This window comes from Salinicola peritrichatus, assembly GCF_003206715.1.
GTDB lineage: Bacteria > Pseudomonadota > Gammaproteobacteria > Pseudomonadales > Halomonadaceae > Salinicola > Salinicola peritrichatus.
In genome coordinates this window covers 29070-53282 of the sequence record NZ_PZJU01000026.1, presented here as the reverse complement: position 1 = coordinate 53282, position 24213 = coordinate 29070, and the positions used below count along the sequence as shown (strand labels likewise).

At 63.7% G+C, this 24213-nt stretch carries 21 protein-coding genes; 4 read left to right on the top strand and 17 right to left on the bottom strand.

The annotated features are described in order from the left end of the window. Positions 1-204: 204 nt before the first annotated feature. The gene (locus DOM57_RS10780) at positions 205-1860 is read left to right on the top strand and encodes an FMN-binding glutamate synthase family protein (RefSeq protein WP_110649198.1); all 1656 of its coding nucleotides are present in this window, start codon (positions 205-207) and stop codon (positions 1858-1860) included. A gap of 147 nt (positions 1861-2007) precedes the next feature. Continuing rightward, entirely contained in the window at positions 2008-2175 is a 168-nt protein-coding gene (locus tag DOM57_RS21785) for a hypothetical protein (RefSeq protein WP_162619511.1), read from the top strand. A gap of 192 nt (positions 2176-2367) precedes the next feature. On the opposite strand, the gene DOM57_RS10770 is transcribed toward DOM57_RS21785, so the two are convergent. The 3 genes from DOM57_RS10770 to topA form a co-directional block, all read right to left on the bottom strand. Further along, positions 2368-2607, bottom strand: a complete 240-nt coding sequence (locus DOM57_RS10770) for a hypothetical protein (protein WP_110649196.1) — start codon at positions 2605-2607, stop codon at positions 2368-2370. A gap of 135 nt (positions 2608-2742) precedes the next feature. Beyond that, on the bottom strand, positions 2743-3210 hold the full coding sequence (locus DOM57_RS10765) for a DUF6586 family protein (protein ID WP_110649195.1): 468 nt from the start codon (positions 3208-3210) through the stop codon (positions 2743-2745). Continuing rightward, positions 3207-5828: a type I DNA topoisomerase gene (topA, locus tag DOM57_RS10760; RefSeq protein ID WP_110649194.1), complete on the bottom strand. Its 2622-nt coding sequence runs from the start codon at positions 5826-5828 to the stop codon at positions 3207-3209. Before topA ends, DOM57_RS10765 begins: the two co-directional genes overlap by 4 nt. Before the next feature lie 414 nt (positions 5829-6242). Here topA and pyk point away from each other — a divergent pair, with 414 nt between their 5' ends. Further along, positions 6243-7706 carry a pyruvate kinase gene (gene pyk / locus DOM57_RS10755; protein ID WP_110649193.1) on the top strand — a complete coding sequence of 488 codons (1464 nt, stop codon included), beginning with the start codon at positions 6243-6245 and terminating at the stop codon, positions 7704-7706. Between the two features lie 473 nt (positions 7707-8179). On the opposite strand, the gene oadA is transcribed toward pyk, so the two are convergent. After that, positions 8180-9997 carry a sodium-extruding oxaloacetate decarboxylase subunit alpha gene (oadA, locus tag DOM57_RS10750; protein WP_110649192.1) on the bottom strand — a complete coding sequence of 606 codons (1818 nt, stop codon included), beginning with the start codon at positions 9995-9997 and terminating at the stop codon, positions 8180-8182. Positions 9998-10034: 37 nt separating this feature from the next. Then, positions 10035-11450 carry an acetyl-CoA carboxylase biotin carboxylase subunit gene (locus tag DOM57_RS10745; protein ID WP_110649220.1) on the bottom strand — a complete coding sequence of 472 codons (1416 nt, stop codon included), beginning with the start codon at positions 11448-11450 and terminating at the stop codon, positions 10035-10037. A 137-nt stretch (positions 11451-11587) separates the two neighbouring features. On the opposite strand from DOM57_RS10745, the gene DOM57_RS10740 reads away from it, so the two are divergent. Next, positions 11588-12574: a LysR family transcriptional regulator gene (locus DOM57_RS10740; protein WP_110649191.1), complete on the top strand. Its 987-nt coding sequence runs from the start codon at positions 11588-11590 to the stop codon at positions 12572-12574. 154 nt (positions 12575-12728) lie between these two features. Here DOM57_RS10740 and lipA read toward each other — a convergent pair whose 3' ends face one another. The 12 genes from lipA to DOM57_RS10680 all read right to left on the bottom strand — a co-directional run bounded on the left by lipA (position 12729) and on the right by DOM57_RS10680 (position 24139). Next, positions 12729-13718, bottom strand: a complete 990-nt coding sequence (gene lipA, locus DOM57_RS10735; RefSeq protein ID WP_204352929.1) for a lipoyl synthase — start codon at positions 13716-13718, stop codon at positions 12729-12731. Between the two features lie 33 nt (positions 13719-13751). Further along, positions 13752-14411: a lipoyl(octanoyl) transferase LipB gene (lipB, locus tag DOM57_RS10730; RefSeq protein ID WP_110649190.1), complete on the bottom strand. Its 660-nt coding sequence runs from the start codon at positions 14409-14411 to the stop codon at positions 13752-13754. Between the two features lie 14 nt (positions 14412-14425). Next, positions 14426-14713: an HP0495 family protein gene (locus DOM57_RS10725; RefSeq protein WP_110649189.1), complete on the bottom strand. Its 288-nt coding sequence runs from the start codon at positions 14711-14713 to the stop codon at positions 14426-14428. Between the two features lie 109 nt (positions 14714-14822). Continuing rightward, on the bottom strand, positions 14823-16043 hold the full coding sequence (locus DOM57_RS10720) for a D-alanyl-D-alanine carboxypeptidase family protein (RefSeq protein ID WP_110649188.1): 1221 nt from the start codon (positions 16041-16043) through the stop codon (positions 14823-14825). Positions 16044-16070: 27 nt separating this feature from the next. Then, on the bottom strand, positions 16071-17093 hold the full coding sequence (locus DOM57_RS10715) for a septal ring lytic transglycosylase RlpA family protein (RefSeq protein ID WP_110649187.1): 1023 nt from the start codon (positions 17091-17093) through the stop codon (positions 16071-16073). After that, the gene (gene mltB / locus DOM57_RS10710; protein WP_239496188.1) at positions 17090-18106 is read right to left on the bottom strand and encodes a lytic murein transglycosylase B; all 1017 of its coding nucleotides are present in this window, start codon (positions 18104-18106) and stop codon (positions 17090-17092) included. The genes DOM57_RS10715 and mltB overlap by 4 nt, the downstream gene beginning before the upstream one ends. Before the next feature lie 93 nt (positions 18107-18199). Further along, the gene (gene rodA, locus DOM57_RS10705) at positions 18200-19339 is read right to left on the bottom strand and encodes a rod shape-determining protein RodA (protein ID WP_110649185.1); all 1140 of its coding nucleotides are present in this window, start codon (positions 19337-19339) and stop codon (positions 18200-18202) included. After that, complete coding sequence (gene mrdA / locus DOM57_RS10700; protein WP_110649184.1) at positions 19329-21224, bottom strand: penicillin-binding protein 2; 1896 nt, start codon at positions 21222-21224, stop codon at positions 19329-19331. The genes rodA and mrdA overlap by 11 nt, the downstream gene beginning before the upstream one ends. Before the next feature lie 54 nt (positions 21225-21278). Next, the gene (gene rlmH / locus DOM57_RS10695; RefSeq protein ID WP_110649183.1) at positions 21279-21746 is read right to left on the bottom strand and encodes a 23S rRNA (pseudouridine(1915)-N(3))-methyltransferase RlmH; all 468 of its coding nucleotides are present in this window, start codon (positions 21744-21746) and stop codon (positions 21279-21281) included. Next, positions 21743-22120 carry a ribosome silencing factor gene (gene rsfS, locus DOM57_RS10690; RefSeq protein ID WP_110649182.1) on the bottom strand — a complete coding sequence of 126 codons (378 nt, stop codon included), beginning with the start codon at positions 22118-22120 and terminating at the stop codon, positions 21743-21745. The genes rlmH and rsfS overlap by 4 nt, the downstream gene beginning before the upstream one ends. A gap of 50 nt (positions 22121-22170) precedes the next feature. Next, the gene (gene nadD / locus DOM57_RS10685; protein ID WP_239496187.1) at positions 22171-22827 is read right to left on the bottom strand and encodes a nicotinate-nucleotide adenylyltransferase; all 657 of its coding nucleotides are present in this window, start codon (positions 22825-22827) and stop codon (positions 22171-22173) included. A gap of 28 nt (positions 22828-22855) precedes the next feature. Next, a complete protein-coding gene (locus tag DOM57_RS10680) occupies positions 22856-24139 on the bottom strand; it encodes a glutamate-5-semialdehyde dehydrogenase (RefSeq protein WP_110649181.1) in 1284 nt (427 codons plus the stop codon). Between the last annotated feature and the right edge of the window lie 74 nt (positions 24140-24213).

The window sequence follows — 24213 nt, the reverse complement described above, 5'->3', positions numbered from 1 at the left end:
GAGCGGCAAACGCGCTCTCGCCATGGAAAACGACGACTTGCCACGTTCGCTCGGGAGGGGCTCCGCAGCCGCATCGAGTTTCCGCGATTCCGATAGCCGGCGAAAGCAAACGTTAGCCGGCGAAATACAGCTTAGGCTATGCTGGCGCTGGCGGCGGCGCTACCATGCCCTCGCCCTTCCCTTCAGCCAGGAGCCGATGTGCGCATGATCTACGCCAAGGGTCTTTCTCGCATTCCGCTACGCAACGCCACTTTCATCGCCTGTCTCTGTCTATTCGCCGTTTCCGTGATCGGTCTCGCCTTTTCCACCATCTGGTGGTTGGGCGTGGCGATCTTTGGCGGGCTTTCGCTGCTCGGTCTGCATGACATGCGTCAGAAACGCCATACCATCAGCCGCAACTACCCGATCCTGGCCCACTGCCGCTACTTTCTGGAGTCGATCGGGCCCGAGATCCGCCAGTATTTCATCCAGTCAGACCTCGACGAGCGACCCTTTTCGCGTGAACAGCGGTCGGTCGTCTACCAGCGCGCCAAGAACGAGAGCGACAAGAAACCCTTCGGCTCGTTGCTGAACATGTACGCACCGGGTCACGAGTGGGTCAATCACTCGCTGCGCCCGACCCACATCGCCGACAGCGATTTTCGCATCACCGTCGGCGGCAGCCTGTGCAGCCAGCCCTACTCCGCCAGTGTCTTCAACGTTTCGGCGATGAGCTTCGGTTCGTTGTCCGGCAACGCGATCGAAGCGCTCAATGCCGGTGCGCGCAAGGGCGGTTTTTACCACGATACCGGCGAGGGCTCGATTTCACGCTATCACCGCATCCATGGCGGCGATCTGGTGTGGGAGATCGGCTCGGGCTACTTCGGCTGCCGCCATGACGACGGCAGCTTCAACGAGGAACGTTTCGCCGCCAACGCCCGCGACGATCAGGTCAGGATGATCGAGATCAAGCTCTCCCAGGGGGCCAAGCCCGGCCACGGCGGCATCCTGCCCGCGGCCAAGGTGACCGCCGAAATCGCCGAGGCGCGCGAGGTGCGGATGGGCGAAGACGTCGTCTCACCGGCGGCGCACACGGCATTTTCCACGCCGCTCGAGTTGATGGCCTTCATCGGTCGCCTACGTGAGCTGTCGGGTGGCAAGCCGGTCGGTTTCAAGCTGGCGATCGGCCATCCGTGGGAGTGGTTCGCGATCGTCAAGGCGATGCGCGAAAGCGGCCAGCGCCCTGACTTCATCGTGGTCGATGGCGGTGAAGGCGGCACCGGCGCGGCCCCCCTGGAATTCATCAATCGCCTCGGCGTGCCGCTGACCGAAGCGTTGATGCTGGTTCACAACACCCTGGTCGGCACGGGCCTGCGCGACGAAATTCGCATCGGCGCCGCCGGCAAGATCACCTCGGGCTTCGACGTCGCGCGTACGCTGGCACTGGGCGCGGACTGGTGCAATGCGGCGCGCGGTTTCATGTTTGCGCTGGGCTGCATTCAGTCGCTCAACTGCCATTCCGACAAGTGTCCCAGCGGCGTGGCGACCCAGGACCCCAGGCGCAGCCGCCACCTGGATGTTGCCGACAAGAGCGAGCGGGTCTACAACTTCCACCGCAATACGCTCAAGGCGCTGGCAGAGATGCTCGGCGCGGCTGGGCTGAATCACCCCGGCGAGCTGGGGCCGGAGCATATCATCCGACGTGTCTCCAGCGACGAGATCCAGTCCTACGACAAGCTGTTCACCTTCCTCAAGCCCAACGAGCTGCTCGAGGGCGACAGCCAACATACGGTGTTCAAGAACTATTGGGAAGAGGCCCGCCCGGACTCGTTCCTGCCGCCGGCGCAGGTCGCCGAGCTGCGGCTGAGCAAACTGGAATGACGCCTTCTCGTGGCCGGTCGTCGGCCGGGCCACGGCCGGTGGCTGGCCTTCGTCCCGAGGCAGGGTGCCGCAAGGACTCTTTCACCCCGGCACGATCTGTATAATGCGCCGGCAACCCGTCCCCATGCACCCGATCCAGGAGCTTCAATGTCAACGGCCAATATCGCCTGGGTGGTCTCGATGCTCGCCATGACCATCGCGTTCGCCACCTTCTTCGCCTTCAGTGCCACGCGCCGTCGCGGCATGCTGATCGCGGCATTGGGCTCGGCGGGTGCCGCCGTCGCCGCGGCATTGACCGCGGCGCTGCTGCAGTAGGCCAACCAACGGGCCGCGTGCTCGCAGTCATCGCGGCCGTCAACAACCCCCAGGGCGTGTACGAAAAGTCGGCGAGCGAAGGCCAGACAAGGCAAAAATCGGCGAAAGAACGGAGTTTACATGTAGTAAATGAGTATCTTGAGCCGATTTTTAACGCCGTATGGCCGAGCGCAGACAGTTTTCGTACATGGCCTAGTGCACGGTGGCGGAATCCTGTGGGATGTCATCATCATCCCCTTCCCACAGGTGGGTACGGGTAATGGCATGATCGAGCATTTCTCGCGCCACGTCGAAGCGGCTGCGCTGCAGTAATTCCATGGCTTCCTCGGAGAACCGGATGGTCACCAGCGGCTCCCCGCTTGATTCGGCCGGCCGCAGCACCACTTCCCCGTTGGCGAGTTCGACGATTTCCAGAATCGCGGTATCTGACACGGCTAACCCCTCCTGTCGTGGCGATGACGACCCATATGAAAGACGATGGTCGCTTGAAGAACGACGACCAATAAAAAACGACCAGGGCCTGAGCCCCGGTCGTTGATCTCTTGCAACAGGCTAACATGTTTCACGTCACCATTCGAGGCTTCCCTCGCGCAGGCTCGGTAACAGTGCCTTGAATTCGCGGTGACACCAACGCAATTCATCAGTCAGCGCTGGCGCGCCACCGGCAATCAAGCCCGCCTGCGGGCGACGCCGGGCGACGCCTTCATCGCCATGCAAGGCTTCCAGGCGTGCCAGCAGTACCGCCAGCCAGCTTTCCGGATCTCCAGCCAGCGCACGTAGCCGCTCGAGTTCGGCGACGTTGACCGAGGCCCGCAGCCATTCGCGCCAGCCGGCGTGCGGGATGTCAGTGTGCTCGGTCACCTCGCGCAGTACGGCATTCAGCGCCAGTTCCAACTGCCCGAGCGCGGCCTCCTCCAGCGCCATGCGCCGGGCCATGGCATGTTCGTCATCGCCCGTATGCTCGGTATTTCCGGCATCGGTCAGCAACAGCTCGACCTGGTAGAGCAGTTGGTTGGTACGGGCGACGGAACTCATTTGCGCTTGTCCTCCACCTGCCAGCGGCCGTCCTCGTAGACCGCCCGCCAGCCGGTGGCCTTGCCATCCTCGTCGGTCATCACGTACTGGCTCTTGGTCTTGCGCGAAAAGCGGATCTGCGCCGGACGCCCTTCGGGGTCCTCGCTTGGCGCCTCGAGCAGGAAATGATACTTCTCGGGTAGTTCCTGCGCGTGCGCTTTCAACTCCTTGACCAGCGGCGGCCGCGTCTCGCGGTTCTTGGGAAACTGGCTGGCGGCCAGGAACAAACCGCTGGCGCCGTCGCGCAGTACATAGTGGTCGTCGACCTTCTGGCACTTCAGTTCCGGCATCGGGATCGGATCGATCTTCGGCGGCGCCACCTCACCGCTCTTGAGCAACTTGCGGGTGTTGCCGCAAGCCTCGTTGGTGCAGGCGAAGTACTTGCCGAAGCGACCGCTCTTCAACTGCATCTCGGAGCCGCACTTGTCGCACTCGATCACCGGGCCGTCATAGCCCTTGATACGGAAGCGGCCCTGCTCGATCTCGTAGTAGCCATCGTCGTCGTTGCTGATGTAGAGCTTGCGGCCCTCGTCGATCAGGTAGCTGTCCATCGCCGTGCCGGTGTTCGGGTTGCGTCGCTTGGCACGCAGCGCCTCGGTCTCGGCCGCCTCGTCGGCTTCCGCCGGCACCGCTTCCTCCCCCGGGATCAGATCGATGGTGGTCTTGCAGCGCTCCTTCGGCGGCAGGTTGTAGCCGGAGCAGCCCAGGAACACACCGGTGGAGGCGATCCGGATCTGCATCGGCCGCCCACAGGTCGGGCAGGCGATGTCGGTCTCGATCGGCTCGTTGGGGCGCATGCCGTTTTCGCCCTCGGCGCGTTCGAGCTTCTGCTTGAAATCGGCGTAGAACGCATCGAGCAGCTGTTGCCAGTTCTCGTGGCCTTCGGCGATCTCGTCGAGCCGGTCCTCCATGCGCGCGGTGAAGCCATAGTCGAGCAGGTCGTTGAACGACTCCACCAAGCGGTCGGTGACGATCTCTCCGAGCTTCTCGGCGTAGAAGCGGCGATTGTCGAGCTTGACGTAACCCCGGTCCTGAATCGTCGAGATGATCGTGGCGTAGGTCGAGGGCCGCCCGATGCCACGCTTCTCCAGCTCTTTGACCAGGCTCGCTTCGGTATAGCGCGCCGGCGGCTTGGTGAAATGCTGCTGGGGGTCGAGTTGTTCGAGCGTAAGCGTCGCGCCTTCGCCGATATCCGGCAGCTGGGCCTGTTCGTCCTTCTTGCCCATCGGCTTCATCATCCGGGTGTAGCCGTCAAACTTCAACACCCGGCCACGCGCCTTGAGCTCGAAACCATCGGTGTCGATGGTCAGCGTGGTCGCCAGATATTCGGCAGGTACCATCTGACACGCCACGAACTGGCGCCAGATCAGCTCGTAGAGCCGTTGGGCGTCGCGTTCCACCGGCAGGTCGTCGGCACGCTGGCTGACGTTCGACGGCCGGATCGCCTCGTGCGCCTCCTGGGCGTTCTGCTTGCTCGAGTAACGGTTCGGTGCCTCGGGCAGATAGCGCTCGCCGAACTCGGCCTGAATGAAGTCGCGCACGCTCGCCACCGCGTCCTGGGACAGGTTGGTCGAGTCGGTACGCATATAGGTGATGTAGCCCGCTTCGTAGAGGCGCTGGGCCAGCGTCATCGTCTTCTTGACCGAGAAACCGAGCCGACCGCTGGCCGCCTGCTGCAGGGTCGAGGTGATGAAGGGCGCGTTGGGCCTGGAGCGGGTCGGCTTGGTCTCGCGGCCGGTGACCGTGAGCGACTCCCGCCGCAGCGGCGCGATGCGTTCCAGCGTCTCCTTCTCGGATGTGGGACGGAAGATCTCGCCATTCTCGCGCACCAGTTCGAAACGCACCGCCTCGCCGGCGGCGGTGACCAGGTCGGCGTGCACGTCCCAGAACTCCTCGGGAATGAAGGCTCGAATCTCGCGTTCGCGGTCGACGATCAGCCGCACCGCCACCGACTGCACACGCCCGGCCGACAACCCGCGCGCCACCTTGCTCCACAGCAGCGGCGAGACCATGAACCCGACGACACGATCGAGGAAACGGCGACTCTGCTGCGCCTCGACACGGGAGATGTTGAGCGTACCCGGCTGCTTGAACGCCTCCTGAATGGCGTTCTTGGTGATCTCGTTGAACACCACGCGCTTGTAGCGGGAATCGTCGCCGCCGATGGTCTCCTTGAGATGCCAGGCGATCGCTTCACCCTCGCGATCCAAATCGGTCGCGAGATAGATAGTATCGCTCTTGTCGGCGAGCTTCTTCAGCTCGTCGACCACCTTCTCCTTGCCGGGCAGCACTTCGTAATTGGCCCGCCAGCCATGTTCGGGATCGATGCCCATGCGGCGAACCAACTGATCCCACTGCTTTTGCTTCTTGTACTCCGCTTTCTCTTCCGGCGACATCTTGCGGGTCGCCGCGGCCTGGCGCGCACGCTCCTTGGGGTCGCTGGCCGGCTTGGACGAACCACTGGTCGGCAGATCACGAATATGCCCGACACTCGACTTCACGATGAAGTCGTTGCCGAGATACTTGTTGATGGTCTTGGCCTTGGCCGGAGACTCGACGATAACCAGTGACTTGCCCATAGGACTCCTGCTTCTTTTATATAGCGGCGGTTCCGACCCATGGCGTGCTCGACGACGTGTCAAGGAGGGGGCCGGCCGGAAAATTCGCCTACCCTACCCTAGCCTTACCCGGGGCGCCAGCCGTAGCTTGACTTTGAACGCAAAGGACGAAGCCTTTCCGATGACCGAGCATAATGGGTCTGATACGACGAATTCCAACCGCTACCTCGTCATCCATGTTGCAGCGCCGCCGTGCGCGCTACACTGGAAGCCAATTCGCGGTCACAGTGGCGCCATGATCCTTGATTAGGGTGGCAATGGCGGTGCCTCGGACAATATGGCCGCCCTGTTGTAAAATAACCACACGTCACCGTCTCGACCTCGTTCATCGACCACGCGGCGGGACGCACCACTTAAGTTGCCAGGAGAGTTTCCATGCAGCACGCGTTTCACGGCCCGATTCGCCGCACCAAGATCGTCGCCACCCTCGGCCCCGCCACGGATCGCGAGGGCGTGTTGGATGCCATCATCGAAGCCGGTGTCGACGTGGTTCGCTTGAACTTCTCCCACGGCAATCCCGAGGACCACCGCCGCCGTCTCAAGGCGGTGCGCGAGGCGGCAGAGCGCCATGGCCGCGCCGTTGCCGCGCTGGGCGACCTTCAGGGGCCCAAGATCCGTATCGCGCGCTTCGCCCAGGAGGGTGGCATCAGGCTCACGAAGGGCCAGCCCTTCGTTCTCGACGTTTCGCTCGACCGTGACGCCGGCGACAACGAGCGTGTCGGCTGCGATTACAAGGAGCTCGCCGACGATGTCCAGGCCGGCGATGTCCTGTTGCTCGACGATGGTCGCCTGGTACTCCAGGTCGATCGCATCGAAGGGCCGGAAATCTTCACCACGGTCAAGGTCGGCGGCAAGCTGACCAACAACAAGGGCATCAATAAACAGGGCGGCGGGCTCTCCGCCGAGGCGCTCACCGAGAAGGACAAGGAAGATCTCAAGACCGCGATCGACATCGGTGTCGACTATCTGGCGGTCTCCTTTCCGCGCAGCGGCGCCGACATGCAGTACGCCCGCGAACTGCTGGGCGAAGCTGGCCAGGAGATCGGCCTGGTGGCCAAGATCGAACGCGCCGAAGCCGTGGCCGACCCGGAAACCCTGGACGACATCATCCGTGCCTCGGAAGCGGTCATGGTGGCCCGTGGCGATCTCGGCGTGGAGATCGGCGATGCCCAGTTGATCGGCATTCAGAAGCGCATCATCGGCCGCGCGCGCACGCTCAACAAGGTCGTGATCACCGCGACCCAGATGATGGAGTCGATGATCGATTCGCCGCTGCCGACCCGCGCCGAGGTGTTCGACGTCGCCAACGCGGTACTCGACGGCACCGATGCGGTGATGCTGTCGGCCGAAACCGCCGCCGGCGACTATCCGGTCGAGACCATCCGCGCCATGAACCGGCTGTGTCTCGGCGCGGAACGCGAACGTGCCGCCCAGCAATCGCAGCATCGCATCCATGAAGGTTTCACGCGCATCGATGAAACCGTCGCGCTGTCGGCGATGTATGCCGCCAACCATCTCTCCGGTGTCGTCGCGATCGCCTGCCTGACGGCCACCGGCTATACCCCGTTGATCGCCTCGCGTATCCGCTCCGGGCTACCGATCGTCGCCCTGGCGGAAACCCCGCAGGTCCAGCGCCGCATGGCGCTCTACCGTGGCGTGGTCTCGCTGGTGTTCGACAGCTCACGCTTCCCGCTGACCGAGATCAATGCCGGCGCGATCAAGGAACTGGTCGATCGCGGCCTGGCGGCCAAGGGCGATCATGTCATCCTGACCCGCGGCGACCACATGAATGCCCATGGCGGCACCAACACCATGAAGATCATCCAGGTCGAGGAGTGATCTCGACACGCCGACCGAGCTGGCACGGTGGATAGTGTGCAACGACGCGGAGCCAAGACTCCGCGTCAGGCTGCTGATAAACCAGCGTGATTGAATTCTCCACCCTAATGACGCCTTCCAGAACGGCGCTGGACGACACTCGCCGCGCCGGGTCTTACGTCATGGGTGAGGCGATCCGGGCATCTGAGTGATGCCCGGATCGCCGAACGGGTTGGCCATGGAAGGCCAACCCCGGCCCTGCAAGCGGGACAGGAGTTTTTAGCGCAGCAGGACGCAAGAGGCGCGTGGGGCAGGGATGCCCTTTCGCGCCGACCCGAGCGCGGTCGATTGGCGTCCAGGGTTTCGCCGTCTGTGGCGTCAAAGCGGGGAGCGTGAGGGGCCGGCCCCTCACAATAACGAGCAAAAGGTTGGTTAATGCTTGGTCAGTGGTGGACTTGCCAAGCTAGAATCCATCACCTTCGCAAACTTCCGAATCACTCGATTTCGATCAATACCTCGCCAGGTGTGACACGATCGCCCTTGGCGACATGAACCGCCTTGACCGTGCCGCTCACCCGCGCCTGAACCTCGGTCTCCATCTTCATCGCCTCGGTGATCAGCACCGCCTGCCCTTCCTTGACCTCGTCTCCCTCGGCGACCAGTACGTCGACGATATTGCCGGGCATCGAAGTGGTCACGTGCCCCGGAGAACTCGCCTTGGCGCGTCCGGCGCCCTTGCCTTCCTGCACGAACTCGTCCTTGGCTTCGAACACGACCTCTTCCGGCATGCCATCGAGGGTCAGATAGACCCGGCGCTTGCTGCCACTGCCACTACCGACGCCAGTGATCTGCACCTCGTAGGACTCGCCGTGGACGTCGATCACGAATTCGGTGGGCACGCCCTCGGAAACCGGACGCCCGCCCTCCCCGCTTTCGGGAGCCGGGATCGCTTCCGGTACCAGCGTCCCTTCGCGCCGGCCTTGCAGATAGTCGCGCCCCAGGTCCGGGAACATGGCGAAGGTGAGCACATCCTCCTCGCTCTCGGCCAACTCGCCGATCTCCTGCTCGAGCCGCTTCATCTCGGGCTTGAGCTGGTCGGCCGGACGCCCTTCGTCGACCGGCTCGCTGCCGATCGCCTTGCGCCGGACCTCGGCGTCGACCTCGGCCGGCGGTTGGCCGTAGCCACCGAGCAGATAGCGTTTGACTTCGTTGGTGATCGACTTGTAGCGCTCCCCGGTGAGCACGTTCATCGCCGCCTGGGTGCCGACGATCTGCGAGGTCGGCGTCACCAGCGGCGGATAGCCCAGATCGGCACGCACCTTGGGGATCTCGTCGAACACATCGCGGATACGGCCCAGCGCGTTCTGCTCCTTCATCTGGTTGGCGAGGTTGGACATCATGCCGCCCGGCACCTGCCAGATCTGCACGCTGACGTCCTCGCGGGTGTATTCGCTCTCGAAGGCGGCGTATTTCTTGCGTACTTCGCGGAAGTAATCGCCGATCTCCTTGAGAGCCACCAGGTCGAGCCCGGTGTCGTACGGCGTGTCTTGAAAGGCGGCGACCATCGCCTCGGTCGACGGGTGGCTGGTACCGCCGGCGAAGGCCGAGATACAGGTATCGATATGCCGGCAGCCGGCTTCGACGGCCTTCATCTGGCTGAGTGCCGCCAGCCCGGAGGTCGCGTGAGCATGCAGATGCACCGGTACCTCGACGGCGTCGACCAGCGCTTCGACCAGCTCCCCCGTCGCATAGGGCGTCAACAGCCCCGCCATGTCCTTGATCGCGATGGAGTCGGCGCCCATGTCGACCAGCCGCTTGGCCTGATCGACATACATCTGCAGCGTATGGACCGGGCTCACGGTATAGCAGATCGTGCCCTGGGCATGCTTGCCGCTGGCCTTGACCGCTTTCATCGCGGTTTCCAGGTTGCGCAGATCGTTGAGCGCATCGAAGACACGGAAGATATCGATCCCGTTGTCGGCGGACCGGGCGACGAAGCGCTCGACGACGTCGTCGGCATAGTGCCGGTAGCCCAGCAGGTTCTGGCCGCGCAACAGCATCTGCAATGGCGTATTGGGCAACGCCTCGCGCAACGATTTCAAACGCTCCCAGGGGTCTTCCTTCAAAAAGCGAACACACGCATCGAAGGTCGCCCCACCCCACACCTCCAGCGAGTGGAAACCGATGGCGTCGAGCTTGGCGCAGATCGGCAGCATGTCCTCGGTGCGCATGCGCGTGGCGATCAATGACTGGTGACCATCGCGCAGGACGACGTCGCTGACCTTGACGGGTGACGCGTTGGCGTTGTTCATGGTGTCTCTCCTGATGCTTATGTCCCAATCCGGCATGTCAAAGTCCGGCATGCGCGGCGATGGCCGCCGCGATCGCCAGCGCCGCCTCTTCCGGGTTGCGCTTGACGGAGTAGTTGAGCAGTTCGGGGTGCGCCGGTACGAAACCGGTATCGAAATGGCCGCCGCGAAAATCGGGATGGCGCAGAATCTCCTGGTAGTACGGCGCGGTGGTCTTGATCCCTTGCAGCCGCATGTCGTTCAGCGCGCGGATGCCGCGATCCAGCGTCTCCTTCCAGGTCATGCCCCAGACGATCAGCTTGAGACACATCGAATCGAAGTAAGGCGGAATGGTGTAGCCGGTGTAGATCGCGGTATCGGTGCGCACGCCCGGACCGCCCGGCGCGTAGTAACGGGTGATGCGGCCGAAACTGGGGAGAAAATCGTTCTTGGGGTCCTCGGCGTTGATGCGGAACTGGATCGCGTAACCGTGGTGGAAGATGTCCTCCTGGCGATAAGCCAGCCTGTCGCCGGCGGCGATCCGCAGCTGCTCGCGCACGATATCCACCCCGGTGATCGACTCGGTGATGGTATGCTCGACCTGGACGCGGGTATTCATCTCCATGAAGTAGACTTCGTTGTCCTTGACCAGGAACTCCACGGTGCCGGCATTCTCGTAACCGACCGCCCGCGCCGCGCGAACGGCGAGCTTGCCGACGTAACTGCGCTGCTCCGGCGTTAACTGGGGGCTGGGCGCGATCTCGATCAGCTTCTGGTTGCGGCGTTGGATCGAGCAGTCGCGTTCGAACAGGTGGATGACGCTGCCGTGGCTGTCGGCGAGCACCTGAACTTCGATATGGTGCGGATCGACGACGCATTTTTCCATGAACACCTCGGCGCTGCCGAACGCCTTGGTCGCCTCGGAGATGACGCGATCCCAGGCCTGCTCGAGCTGCTCCGGCGAGTCGCAGCGTCGAATGCCCCGACCGCCGCCGCCGGAAGTTGCCTTGAGCATGACCGGATAGCCGATCTCCTCGGCCAGTTGCAACGCCTCGTCGCGGTCGGCCAGGTTGCCCTCGGAGCCCGGCGTCACCGGCACTCCGGCATGACGCATCGCCGCTCTGGCAGCGGTCTTGTCGCCCATCTTGGCGATCACCTCGGCACTCGGGCCGACGAAGGCGATGCCGGCGTCGCTGCAGATCCTGGCGAACTCCGCACTTTCGGACAGGAAACCGTAGCCGGGATGAATAGCGTCGCAGCCGATCTCGCGCGCGAGGTTGACGATACGACGTGGATCGAGATAGCCGGCCAGCGGATCGTCGCCGACGAAATGCGCTTCATCGGCACGCTTGACGTGCAGGGAAAACCGGTCCGGCTCGGTATAGATCGCCACCGAACGGATGCCCATCTCGGCACAGGCTCGTACAATACGCACGGCGATTTCGCCGCGATTGGCGATTAGCAGTTTTTTGAACACCGTTTGCCCTCCGGGTTGCGCATGGCCGCGTTCGATCTCGGTCACCCTACGCTAGCCACCCGGAAGCCAATAGAAAAATTGATATTTTTTTGCCAACCTATAAGCCAGACCTTATACCTGATCGCGAGGACACCTGAATGTCGCGACCCAACCTGCTCAACCGCCTGACGTTTCGTCAACTCCAGGTGTTCCAGGCCGTCCATCGGCAGCAGTCCTACTCGCGTGCCGCCGAGCAGCTCGGCCTGACCCAACCGGCGGTCAGCGCGCAAATCCGCCAGCTCGAGCAGGCACTGGGCCAGCCACTGTTCAAGTACGCTGGCAAGACGCTGCATGTACTGCCGGCGGCCGACGCCCTGGCCGCCTCGGTGCAGTCGATCTTCGGCCAGGTCTCCAGCCTGCAGATGGAACTCTCGGAACTGGCCGGCACGATTCGCGGCGAACTCAATCTCGCCGCGGTATCGACGGCGCAATATGTCGTCCCGCACATCCTGGCGCGTTTTCGTGCCCGCTATCCCGAGGTGCAGATCCGCCTGCGCGTTTGCAATCGCGTCCAGGCAATGGAGCGATTGGCAGAGAGACGTGACGACCTGGTGATCATGGGCATGGTGCCGGACGACCCCAACCTGGTATTCATGCCGATTCTGGACAACGAGCTGATCCCGGTGGTGTGGCCGGGCCATCCATTGGTGACAGCGGAAACGGCGACGCTCGAGGACTTCGCGCGCCACTACATTCTGATGCGCGAGCCCGGATCGGGGGCACGCACGGCGTTCGAGGATTTCGCCGCTCGCGAACGCGTGTCGCTGCATCACCTCATCGAACTGGGTACCAACGAAGCGATCAAGCAGGGCGTGATGGCGCACCTGGGCGTCGCGGTGTTGCCGCGTCTGGCGGTCCAACTGGAACTGGCCTCCGGTCTACTGGCAAGCCCGAAATTGCCCGGCTTTCCGCTGCGCCGCTCCTGGTGCACCGTCTATCCCAAGGATCGCTATCCGACGCCGGTCACCGAGCTGTTCCTGCGCTTCGTGCGTGAACTGCTGCCAGAACTCAACGCCCATTTCCGCGCGCCGATGGCCCCCATCGACACGCCGACGCTGGTCTGCCTGCCGACGGAAAACCCGTAGACCGCTCGGCAAGGGAGCTAGCACGCTCGAGCGCTGGCTCATGAGGAGATGCTCCTAGCATTCATCAACAAAAACGGGCCCGCCGAGTGATCGGCGGGCCCGCGCTGTTGCCGGAAACCGGTTTATCTCACTGCGAACTCATTTCACTTCGAACTCATTTCACCTCAACCCCGTGCGCCTGCTTGTCGGCATGATAGGAGGAGCGAACCAGGGGGCCCGAGGCCACATGGACGAAACCCATTGCCTTGCCCTGCTCGGCGAACCAGTCGAAGGTTTTCGGGTGAACCCAGCGATCGACCGGCAGGTGATTGCGCGACGGCTGCATGTACTGCCCCAGCGTCAGCATGTCGACATCGTGAGCGCGCAGGTCGCGCATCACCTCGATCACCTGTTCGTCGGTTTCGCCGACGCCCAGCATCAGGCCGGACTTGGTCATCACTTCCGGACGGCGCGCCTTGTAGCCCTTGAGCAGATCGAGCGACCACTGGTAGTCGGCGCCGGGGCGGACCTTGCGGTAGAGCGACGGCACGGTCTCGAGGTTGTGGTTGAAGACGTCGGGGGCCTCGCCCTCGAGGATATCCAGCGCCACCTGCATGCGGCCACGGAAGTCGGGAACCAGCACCTCGATCTCGATGTTCGGACTGTCGCGGCGGATCTCGCGAATGCAGTCGGCGAAGTGCCGGGCACCGCCATCACGCAGGTCGTCGCGATCGACCGAGGTGACGACCACGTAGTTGAGTCCCATCTCGGCGATCGCCTCGGCCAGCTCCCGCGGCTCGTTCTCGTTGAGCGCGTTGGGGCGCCCGTGGGCGACGTCACAGAACGGGCAGCGACGCGTACAGATATCGCCCATGATCATGAAGGTGGCCGTGCCGCCACTGAAGCACTCGCCCAGGTTGGGACAGGAGGCCTCCTCGCAAACCGTGTGCAGGCCATGCTTGCGCAGCGTCTGCTTGATGTGGGTCACCTGTGGTGACACCGGCATTCTGACCCGCAGCCAATCCGGCTTCTTGGGCAGCGTTTCGGTCGGAATGACCTTGACGGGGATCCGCGCGACCTTTTCGGCTCCGCGCAGCTTGACACCGCGCTCGACGCGCCCTGGCTTCTTGGTTTCGGGCGATTGCATGACGGTCGTCTCTGTCATAGGTCCCATCCTGATAAGTCGTTGAATTGGCGCTCAGGCGCTAGCCGCCAGATCGAAAGCCTGCGGCCAGCCGCGCTTCTCGTCGAGCGTGACGGCCAGCCGTCGTGCGAAACATGCCGCCAACCGATCGGCTTCTTCGGCAGGCATGACTGGCCGCGCAATCTGATCACGCAACTGGGTCATCTTGAGGCCCGCGTAACCACACGGGTTGATCCGCGCAAATGGCGATAGATCCATGTCCACATTGAGCGCGACACCATGAAAACTGCAGCCGCGACGAATACGCAAACCCAGCGAGGCGATCTTGTCGCCGCCCACGTAAACCCCCGGCGCGTCCGCCCTTGCCCGCGCCTCGACCCCATGGTGAGCCAGCACGTCGATGACGCTGTTCTCGAGCAGCGTCACCAGTTCACGCACGCCGAGCCGGCGCCGGCGCACGTCGAGCAGCGGATAGAGCACGACCTGCCCCGGGCCGTGGTAGGTCACCTGCCCGCCACGATCGGTGGCCACGACCGGGATATCGCCGGGCATGAGCAGATGCTCGGGCTTGCCGGCACGCCCCTGGGTGAACACCGGGTCGTGCTCGACCAGCCACAGCTGATCGGGCGTCGTGTCGTCGCGCCCATCCGTCCAGCGCGACATCGACTGCCACACCGGCAGATAGGGCTGACGGCCCAGGCGGTAAAGCTCCATGGAAGCCGTCACCTCTACAGCACCATATGGACGCGACCCGTCGCCTTGAGGCTCTGGAACAGCGCGTCCAGCTGCGCCTCATCCGTCGCACGGATGACCACGCGAAGCGACTGGAAGCGACCGTTGCGGCTGTCGGAGAGTCTGATCGAGGAAGTATCGAATCCGGGGGAGTGACGTTCGATCACCTGGCTGATCGCCGCCACGAAATCGTCGGCGGCGTCACCGACGATGCGGATCGGATAATCACAGGGAAATTCGATCTTGGGGCGCGGCAGATCGACGTCGTTGGGAGTCTGTTTCATCGAGTTCCGAATCGGGTGCGATTTCCGACCATTCTACTCAACATCCGGTCGCTCACCAACTCGTGCGGCAACGCACCGACACCGCCCGACGGCGGTGTCGGCATTCGTCTTAGTCGAACAGGCCGGTGACGAACAGCACGATGCTATCCCAGACACGCTTGAAGATGCTGCCCTCTTCGACGCTCTCGAGCGCCACCAGGGGCTCTTCACCGAGCACGTCATCGCCCGACTTGATTTCCAGCGTACCGATCTGCTGCCCGGACTGGATCGGTGCGTGCAGCGTCTCCGGCAGGTTGAGACGCGCCGTCAGGCTATCGGCGCTGCCGCGCGGCACGGTCATGCTGACCTCGTTCTGAACTCCCAGGCGGACCGTGTCCTGCTCGCCGCCCCATACCCGCGCCTGGTTGAGCACGGAACCCGCGTCATACAGCTTGCGCGTCTGGTAGAAGCGGAAGCCGTAGTTGAGCAGGCGCTGGGTCTCGGCGGCTCGCGCCTCGTCGGATTGCGTTCCCATGACCACCGCGATCAGCCGGGTGTCCTGCTTCTTGGCCGAGGCGACCAGGCAGAAACCCGCGGCTTCGGTATGGCCGGTCTTCAGACCGTCGACGTCCGGGTCACGCCACAGCAAGCGGTTGCGGTTGGGCTGGCGAATATCGTTGTAGGTAAAGTACTTCTCGGAATAGACCTGATAATGGTCGGGGAAATCCTGAATGATGTGACGCGCCAGGATCGCCAGATCGTGCGCCGATGAATAGTGGTCGTCGTGCGGCAAGCCGGTCGGGTTCATGAAATGGGTGTTCTGCATCCCCATTCGCTGCGCCTGCTGATTCATCAGATCGGCGAACGCGGACTCACTACCGGCGACGTATTCCGACAACGCGACGCTGGCGTCGTTACCCGACTGCACCACCACACCGCGCAGCAGATTCTCGACGCTGACCTGCGTCCCTTCCTGGATGAACATGCGCGAGCCGCCGGTACGCCAGGCGTTTTCGCTGACGCTGACCATGTCGCTATCGGAGATATTGCCGCGCTCGATCTCCTGCTCGACGATATAGGCCGTCATCATCTTGGTCAGACTGGCCGGCGGCACGCGCTGATCGCCGTTGTGATTCACCAGCAGCTTGCCCGTGGTCGCATCCATCAGCACCCAGGACGACGCGGCCAGTTCGGGCGGCGACGGAATCAGTTGCTCCGGCTGGGGATTCGCCGCGGGCATCTGGCTATCGGGCGTGGGCTGCTGCGCGCTGACCGGCGATGAAAGCAGCCCCAGGCATAACGAGGCAGAAACGACCAGGCGGGAAACGGACGAAGTGAACAACGCTTTCATGACAATCGGATTCTCATTGAACAAAGGTTACTGGGTGGGCGAAACCACGAATGTCTGGCGGTAGCCGGCGTCACTCAAGGTCGCGCGAATGGTTTCCAGCGATGCCAGGTCGTCGATCGGTCCGACCTGCACGCGATAAAGAGAGGCTGCATTGTCGATGCGGACCGGCCGCGACAGCAACCCTTGGAGCCGGGTTTTCAACGCCAGCGCCTTGGATTCCGAGCCCAGTGCAGCGACCTGCACGTAGTGCCGGCTCGAACCGGTATCGGCCGGAGCCGGCTCGGACCCCGCAACGGGCCCATCCTCGGCAGCGGCCAGAATCGGGTCGACCTGCGTCGCATAGTCGTCAAGCGGCTGCGTCTGGGTAGCGCTGCGAGACACACCAGCGGGCGCGCTCTGGGCCGGCGGCGCGGCGGCGACGGATTGAGCGGTGGCTTTCGGTGGCGTCGCCTGGGCATTCTGCGTGGACCGATCGCTGCCGGACTGATCATGATTCCGCGCCCAGGCCACCGGATCGATCGCCTCCACTCTCACCCGCCCGGTGCCGTGACCCAAGATATCCAGCCTGGCCGCCGCGGCATAGGAGAGATCGATCAGACGATCGTCGTGGAAGGGACCGCGATCATTGACTCGCACGATCACCTGGCGGCCATTGTCGAGATTGGTGACCCGCGCATAGGTCGGCAACGGCAGCGAGCGATGCGCCGCCGTCATCTTGTACATATCGTAGGATTCGCCGCTGGCGGTGGCGTAGCCCTGGAACTTGACCCCGTACCAGGATGCCCGACCTTCGGCCACGTATCCGATGGGATCGCTCAGCACATGATAGGTCTTGCCCCAGACGCTGTAGGTCGGCCGATTGCCGCTCTTGGCACGGGGTTCGACCTTGGGAACGGCATCCGGTACGTTGGAGACGTCCTCGGGCGAGTCCGGGTAGGCATCGTCATTCATCGCGTAGCGTCCGCCACCGCCACCACCGGGCGAACCGCCCCCGCCGGCGCAGCCCGCCAGTAGCGCCAGGCTCAGCAGTGCCAGCCACAGCCGCGTCATGCGCCACCTTCCATGGCCGTCTGAATATGCTGCGCCAGGGTCGCCACGGCCATCGCGTAGAGATGACTATGGTTGTAGCGCGTAATCACATAAAAGTTGTAGCGCCCCAGCACATAGCGCACATGGCCGTCGGCGAAATCCAGCGCCAGCGGCATCACCTCGTCGTCGGGCTGGAGGCTACCGGCGGTCGGTTGAATGCCCACCTGCGCCAGCGCTCGCACGGACGTCGCCGGAGGTTCGGTACGATTGAACGGGATCGATGGCGGCAGTATCGCCGGGCCGCTGGCCTCGACGAGAACCGCCTGGTTCCGACGCCAGCCGTGTTCGCTGAAGTAGTTGGCGATGCTGCCGATGGCGTCGACCGGGTCGTTCCACAGGTCCTTGAGCCCGTCGTCGTCGAAGTCGACGGCATAGGCCTGATAGCTGGTGGGAATGAACTGCGGGTAGCCCATGGCACCGGCGTAGGAACCATACTGGGACTCGGGATCGACGCCCTGCCCGAGCGTGATCTCCAGAAACGCCATCAACTCGCCGCGGAAGAAATCGCCCCGGGTCGGATGATGGAAGGCCAGTGTCGACAACGAGTCGAGCACCCGATGGGAGCCCTTGTGGCTGCCGTACTGGGTCTCGACGCCGAGGATCGCGACGATCACTTCCGGCGGCACGCCGTAGGTCCGCTCGGCGCGCATCAGTGCTTCCCGGTTGGCCTCGAAAAACGCCACCCCCTGGTGAACTCGTTCCGGCTGGATGAAGATGTCGCGATACTCGTCCCAGCGCAGCCGGCGCTCGGCGGCATGGCTCATGGCATCGAGCACCTGGGGGCGGTAGCGGGCCGCACGCATGGCCGAGGTCAGTTGATCGCGGGGCAGCCCTTGCTGCGCCAGGGTCTCCAGCATGGAGCGGACTTCGGGATGCGAGGCAGGGTCGAAGTCGTCAGCGGCCTGCGCCGAGGTAGCGATAACGAGCCCTGTCCACAGGGCCAGGACAATGATTCCGGCGCGATACGTTTTCATCCAGCACGTCCTTATTCGACGCATCCTTGCCCAAGGCGTCCTTACCCCAGGCATCGCCATGCGCGATTGGCTCCCTGCTTGCATATCCTGCGATCAGTGCGTCAACAAACGGCGGTGCGTGTGAATCGACATGAGAATACCGAAACCGGCCATCAAGGTCACGCTGGAGGTCCCGCCATAGCTGACCAGCGGCAACGGCACGCCGACAACCGGCAGGATGCCGCTGACCATGCCGATATTGACGAAGACGTAGATGAAGAAAGTGAGCACGATACTGCCGGCCAGCAGACGACCGTAGGTATCCTGCGCCTGGTTCGCCATGACCAGGCCGCGCGAGACCAGCAAGAGATAGAGCGTGAGGATGGTGCCCATGCCGATCAGGCCGAACTCCTCGCCCAACACCGCGACGATGAAATCGGTATGGCGCTCCGGCAGGAACTCGAGCTGTGACTGGGTACCCAGCCCCCAGCCCTTGCCTTCGATGCCGCCGCTGCCGATCGCCGTCTTCGACTGGATGATGTTCCAGCCCGCTCCCAGCGGATCGCTCTCCGGATTGAGGAACGTCAATACCCGCTGACGCTGGTAGTTATGCATGTTGATCCACAGCAGCGGCATGGCCGCGGCGGCCATGACGCCGAGCGCCAGGATGAATCTCCAGGAAAGCCCCGCCAGCAGGATCACGAAGACCGCCGCGCAGGTGACCAGCAGGGACGTTCCCAGGTCGGGCTGGCGCGCGATCAGCAACACCGGGACGGCAATGATCAAGCCGCAGACGAGCAGGTCTCGCCAGGAGGGCGGCAACGGACGGCGATGGAGATAGGCCGCCAGCATCATCGGCATCGCGATCTTCATCAGCTCGGAGGGCTGGAACCGCAGCGGGCCGATCACCAGCCAGCGCTGGGCACCCATACCAATATCGCCCATGATCTCCACCGCGATCAGCATCAGCAGCCCCGCCCCATAGGCGAGCGGCGTCCAGCGATAAAGCGTACTCGGCGGGAATTGGGCGATGATTACCGCCCCGAGCAATGCCACGCCCATACGCACGGCCTGGGCCAGGGTGGTGGAAGCCGACATGCCGCTGGCGCTGTAGAGCACCACCAGTCCGAACGAGATCAGCAACAACAGGATCGACAGCAACCAGGGATCGAGATGCAGTCGCAGCCACAGGGAACGTTTGCGACCTACTCGCGCCCCGCCGCGTGGCGCCGTGCGCTGAAAATCAATCGCCATCGAGACTCTCGACCTCTTCGTTGACGGTGGCACCGGGACGATTCCCGAGCTTGCCATTCGGCAGCAACCAGGCATCGGTCAGGGTCCGTCCCAGACCGGAAACGCCGCCACCGGCGTTCTCGACGATCACGGCGATCGCGATCTGCGGATCCTCGACCGGAGCGAAGCCGATGAATAAGGCATGGTCGCGCAGACGTTCGGCCAGCTCATCGGCGTCGTACTTCTCGTTCTGGCCCAGCGAGAAGACCTGGGCCGTGCCGGTTTTCGCCGCCATGGCGTACTTGAGACCGACGCCGGCCTTGCGGGCAGTGCCTTCGTTCCCGCTCATGACCTCTTCCATGCCCTCGAAGACATCGTCCCACCATTGACGCTTGTCGACTTGAACGTCCGCCTTGGTGTCCGGGAACGGGGGTTCGACCGTCTCGTCGCCGATGCGCTTCGCCAGGTGCGGCCGAACCCAGTGGCCGCGGTTGGCCAGCGTCGCCGTGGCCGCCGCCAGTTGCAGCGGCGTCGCCATGAAGTAGCCCTGGCCAATGCCCGCGGAGAGCGTTTCCCCGGGATACCAGGCCTGGTTATATTTTTCGCGTTTCCACTCCCGCGACGGCATCAAACCGGGAGAGGTACCCTGTACGTCCAGCGACGTCACTTCACCGAACCCGAATTCATGCATGAACGCGGAAAGCCGGTCGATGCCCAGACGATACGCCATGGTGTAGAAATAGGTATTGTTGGACACCTCGATTGCGCGTTGGAGATCGACCCGGCCATGTCCCCAACGCAACCAGTTGTGGTAGCGCCGGGTGTCGTTGGGCAGCTGGAAGTAACCGGGATCGTAGATGATGTCATCGGGTTCGACCACGCGATTCTGCAATGCGCCCAGGGCCTCGAACGGCTTGATCGTCGAGCCTGGCGGATACTGTCCGCGAGCGGCACGGTTGTATAGCGGCAAGTCGACGTTTTCCTGCAGCGCCCGGTAGTCGTCGTAGGAGATACCGGTCACGAACTTGTTGATATCGAAACCGGGCGCGGAGACCATCGCCAGAATGTCTCCGCTCTTGGGCTCGATCGCCACGATCGCCCCACGCCGGCCGCCCAGCAGGTCGTAGGCCAGATGCTGCAAGCGGCTGTCGATGGTCAGGGTGATATCCTTGCCCGGCACGGGAGGTTCACGATCCAATTCCCGCAACACCCGTCCACGGGCGTTGGTCTCGACCTTGCGCAGGCCCGCCTTGCCGTGAAGCTGGTCCTCGTAGGTGTACTCGACACCGGTCTTGCCGATGAAGTGCGTACCGGCGTAATCGCCGGGATCCAGCTCGGCGAGTTCCTCGGCATTGATGCGCCCCACGTAGCCGAGCACGTGGGACATCACGATCGGATCGGGATAGTAGCGTATCAACTGCGCCTCGACCTCGACCCCGCTCAACAGATAGCGATTGACCGCCAGGCGGGCGATCTGGTCTTCGCTGAGATCGCTCATCAGCAGCGCCGGCTGGAACGGACGCTGGCGCTGCAGCGATCGCTCGCGAAAGGTCTCCACCTCGTCCTCGGGCAGACCGAGGATCTGCACCAGGCGTTCCAGCGTGGCATCGAGATCGTCGACCCGCTCACGGACGATGGTCAGATTGTACGTTGGCCGATTTTCCGCCAGCAGTTCGCCGTTGCGGTCGTAGATCAAGCCACGCCGCGGTGGCAGCGGCTCGACACGCATGCGGTTGCTGTCGGAACGGGTAATGAAGACGTCGTGCTGAATGACCTGAAGGTAGAAGAGCCTGGAGACCAGCCCCCCCGCCATCAGCAGGATGAGAATTGCCGCGACGATCGAGCGATTGCGGAAGACGCGCACTTCCCGCTCGTGGTCCTTGATGTTCCCGCGGCGTTTAGGCATGACGCGAACAGCGTTCTGGGGCGTCGAATGACAACAAGCGACTGACTCTCTGACTCAACGGTGGTACGGATGCCCTGCGAGCAATGTCCAGGCGCGATAGAGCTGCTCGGCGAGCACGACCCGTACCAGCGGGTGGGGCAGCGTCAGCGCCGACAGCGACCAGGATTGCCGGGCGCGGGCGACGACGCGCGGGTCGAGACCGTCCGGTCCGCCGACCAGCAGCGCGACGTCCTGCCCTTCCAGCCGCCATGCGTCGAGACGGCTGGACAACTGCTCGGTCGTCCAGGCCGCTCCTCTGACCTCGAGCGCGACGATATGTTCCTGATCGCGCAGTTTTTCCAGCATGCGATCGCCTTCGGACTGGATGGCCCGCGCGATATCGGCGCTCTTGCCGCGGGCACCGGGGGCGATTTCGACGATTTCGAACGGCATTTCCCGCGGCAGGCGCTTGCGGTACTCATCCACGCCCGCCTCGACCCAGGCCGGCATGCGCGTGCCGACCGCGAGCAGCCGAATCTTCATCCTCGCAGCTCTTGGCGACCCGCTTCCTTGGCGACACGCTGCGCGTCGGTCGGCAGATCCGACCACAGACGCTCCAGATCGTAGAGCCGACGCGTGTCGGGCATCATCACGTGGGCAACGACATCGCCCAGGTCGACCAGCACCCATTCGCCGCCCTGCTGCCCTTCGATGCCAAGCGGCCGCATGCCGGCCTCCTTGACCTTCTCGATCACGTTGTCGGCCAGCGCGGAAACATGGCGAGATGATGTGCCGCTCGCCACCACCATGACATCGGTGACGCTGGTCAACTCGGCGACATCGAGTTCGACGACGTCCCGCGCCTTGAGCTCTTCGAGCGCCTCGACGACCAACGATTTAAGCGTATCTGTCTGCATAGCTCCTCATTCGGGAATCGCAATCCCCCGGAATCCGGGAAACGCGCATTCTACTCCGATGATTCATCAACGCCAGCCCCTGCCCCCCGGTAGAGACCATGATCGGCAATGTAGCGCTCGACGGCTTCCGGTAGCAGATAGCGCACGCTGAGCCCGGCCTGCAGACGCCGCCGCACCTCGGTCGCGGCGATCGCCATGCGGCTGGGCAGGCGCAGGCGCAGAAGCTGGCCGGCGGGCCTGTCCATCAGCGCCTCGACGGAGGATACCTCCCGTCCCTCGATCAGGGTCGCCAGCGCCGGTTCCAGTGGCGACTCATGATCGGGCCGATCGATGACCACGATATGTGCCAGTGAAAACAATCGTTCGCACTGATGCCAGCCGGGCAGTCCCAGAAAGGCATCGTGTCCCACCGCCATCACCAGACGCGCCTCGTCGCCCCACTCTTCGCGCAACGATACCAGCGTGTCGACGGAATAAGAGTGGCCGCTGCGCCGGATCTCGCGGTCGTCCGCCACCAGCCCGGGAGTATCGCCGATGCCGGCCGCCAGCATCGCCAGACGATGCTCGGCGGAGATTCCCGGCGCTTCGCGATGCGGCGGCACGTGAACCGGGATCAGGTGCACGGCGTCGAGCCGCAGGGCTTCGCCCAGCTCCACGGCGCTGCGCAGGTGGCCGAGATGGACGGGATCGAAAGTCCCCCCCAGCATGGCGATTCGGGGTGCCGGCGGAGGGGAATCAGCGCCGTACATGGCCATCGCCGAATACCACGTATTTGCGTGTCGTCAGCCCTTCGAGCCCCACCGGGCCGCGGGCATGAAGCTTGTTGGTCGAGATGCCGATCTCCGCTCCCAGACCGTATTCGAAACCATCGGCGAAACGGGTCGAGGCATTGACCATCACCGAGCTGGAATCGACCTCGGCGAGGAAGCGCCTGGCCAGTGTCACGTTTTCGGTGACGATGGCATCGGTATGCTGGGAACCGTAACGATTGATGTGCTCGACCGCCTGATCGAAGTCGTCCACCACCCGGATGGCCAGGATCGGCGCGAGATATTCGGTCGACCAGTCGGCCTCGCTGGCTTCGACGGCATCGGCGATCCACTCCCGCGTGCGCTGGCAGCCCCGCATCTCGACGCCCTTGTCGCGATAAATGGCCGCCAGCCTCGGCAATACTTCGGGCGCTGCGTCCACATGCACCAGCAATGTCTCCATGGTATTGCAGGGGGAGTAACGCTGGGTCTTGGCGTTGTCGGCGATCGCCACGGCCTTGGCGACATCGGCGGCAGCATCGATGTAGACATGGCAGATGCCATCGAGATGCTTGATCACCGGCACCGTGGCTTCGGCGGCAATGCGGGCGATGAGGGACTTGCCGCCGCGCGGGACGATCACGTCGACGAAGGCCGGCATGGCAATCAACTCGCCCACCGCGGCGCGATCGGTGGTCGCCACCACCTGCACGGCCGCCGCCGACAGCCCGGCATCTTCCAGTCCCAAGCGAATGCACTCGGCGATCGCGGCGTTGCTGGCCGCTGCCTCGGAGCCCCCGCGCAGAATGCAGGCGTTGCCCGATTTGAGACACAGGCTCGCCGCCTCGATCGTCACATTGGGGCGTGATTCGTAGATGATACCGATGACCCCGAGCGGGACGCGCATCTGGCCAACCTGGATACCGCTCGGCTGGTAACGCAAGCCGTCGATCTGTCCCACCGGATCCGGTAACGAAACGACCTGGCGCACGCCAGCGATCATGGCGTCGATCCGCGCCGGCGTCAGGGCAAGGCGATCCAGCAACGCGGCGCTCAGGCCGTTTTCGCGGCCCCGCTGCAAGTCCTGCTGGTTGGCACTTTCCAGGACCGGTCGCGCGGCATCGATCCGCGCGACGATGGCTTCCAGCGCGGCATTCTTGAGGCCGCTGTCGACACGGCGCAACGCGGCGCTCGCGGCTCGAGCCCGGCGTCCGAGCTCATGCATGTATTGAGGAATGTCGTCGACCACCCTGGTCGCGGTCTGCTGCATGGCGTGCTATCTCGTCAATGGCGGTGATACGGCTACCGGCGAGGCCGTGGCTGTCACCGGGCGCCTGCGATGGC

Bases quoted from the DNA above. Each gene is read 5' to 3' on its own strand.
- DOM57_RS10780 (WP_110649198.1), top strand. From the start codon at position 205: ATGATCTACGCCAAGGGTCTTTCTCGCATTCCGCTACGCAACGCCACT.
- DOM57_RS21785 (WP_162619511.1), top strand. From the start codon at position 2,008: ATGTCAACGGCCAATATCGCCTGGGTGGTCTCGATGCTCGCCATGACC.
- DOM57_RS10765 (WP_110649195.1), bottom strand. From the start codon at position 3,210: ATGAGTTCCGTCGCCCGTACCAACCAACTGCTCTACCAGGTCGAGCTG.
- topA (WP_110649194.1), bottom strand. From the start codon at position 5,828: ATGGGCAAGTCACTGGTTATCGTCGAGTCTCCGGCCAAGGCCAAGACC.
- pyk (WP_110649193.1), top strand. From the start codon at position 6,243: ATGCAGCACGCGTTTCACGGCCCGATTCGCCGCACCAAGATCGTCGCC.
- oadA (WP_110649192.1), bottom strand. From the start codon at position 9,997: ATGAACAACGCCAACGCGTCACCCGTCAAGGTCAGCGACGTCGTCCTG.
- DOM57_RS10740 (WP_110649191.1), top strand. From the start codon at position 11,588: ATGTCGCGACCCAACCTGCTCAACCGCCTGACGTTTCGTCAACTCCAG.
- lipA (WP_204352929.1), bottom strand. From the start codon at position 13,718: ATGACAGAGACGACCGTCATGCAATCGCCCGAAACCAAGAAGCCAGGG.
- lipB (WP_110649190.1), bottom strand. From the start codon at position 14,411: ATGGAGCTTTACCGCCTGGGCCGTCAGCCCTATCTGCCGGTGTGGCAG.
- DOM57_RS10725 (WP_110649189.1), bottom strand. From the start codon at position 14,713: ATGAAACAGACTCCCAACGACGTCGATCTGCCGCGCCCCAAGATCGAA.
- DOM57_RS10720 (WP_110649188.1), bottom strand. From the start codon at position 16,043: ATGAAAGCGTTGTTCACTTCGTCCGTTTCCCGCCTGGTCGTTTCTGCC.
- DOM57_RS10715 (WP_110649187.1), bottom strand. From the start codon at position 17,093: ATGACGCGGCTGTGGCTGGCACTGCTGAGCCTGGCGCTACTGGCGGGC.
- mltB (WP_239496188.1), bottom strand. From the start codon at position 18,106: ATGAAAACGTATCGCGCCGGAATCATTGTCCTGGCCCTGTGGACAGGG.
- rodA (WP_110649185.1), bottom strand. From the start codon at position 19,339: ATGGCGATTGATTTTCAGCGCACGGCGCCACGCGGCGGGGCGCGAGTA.
- mrdA (WP_110649184.1), bottom strand. From the start codon at position 21,224: ATGCCTAAACGCCGCGGGAACATCAAGGACCACGAGCGGGAAGTGCGC.
- rlmH (WP_110649183.1), bottom strand. From the start codon at position 21,746: ATGAAGATTCGGCTGCTCGCGGTCGGCACGCGCATGCCGGCCTGGGTC.
- rsfS (WP_110649182.1), bottom strand. From the start codon at position 22,120: ATGCAGACAGATACGCTTAAATCGTTGGTCGTCGAGGCGCTCGAAGAG.
- nadD (WP_239496187.1), bottom strand. From the start codon at position 22,827: ATGCTGGGGGGGACTTTCGATCCCGTCCATCTCGGCCACCTGCGCAGC.
- DOM57_RS10680 (WP_110649181.1), bottom strand. From the start codon at position 24,139: ATGCAGCAGACCGCGACCAGGGTGGTCGACGACATTCCTCAATACATG.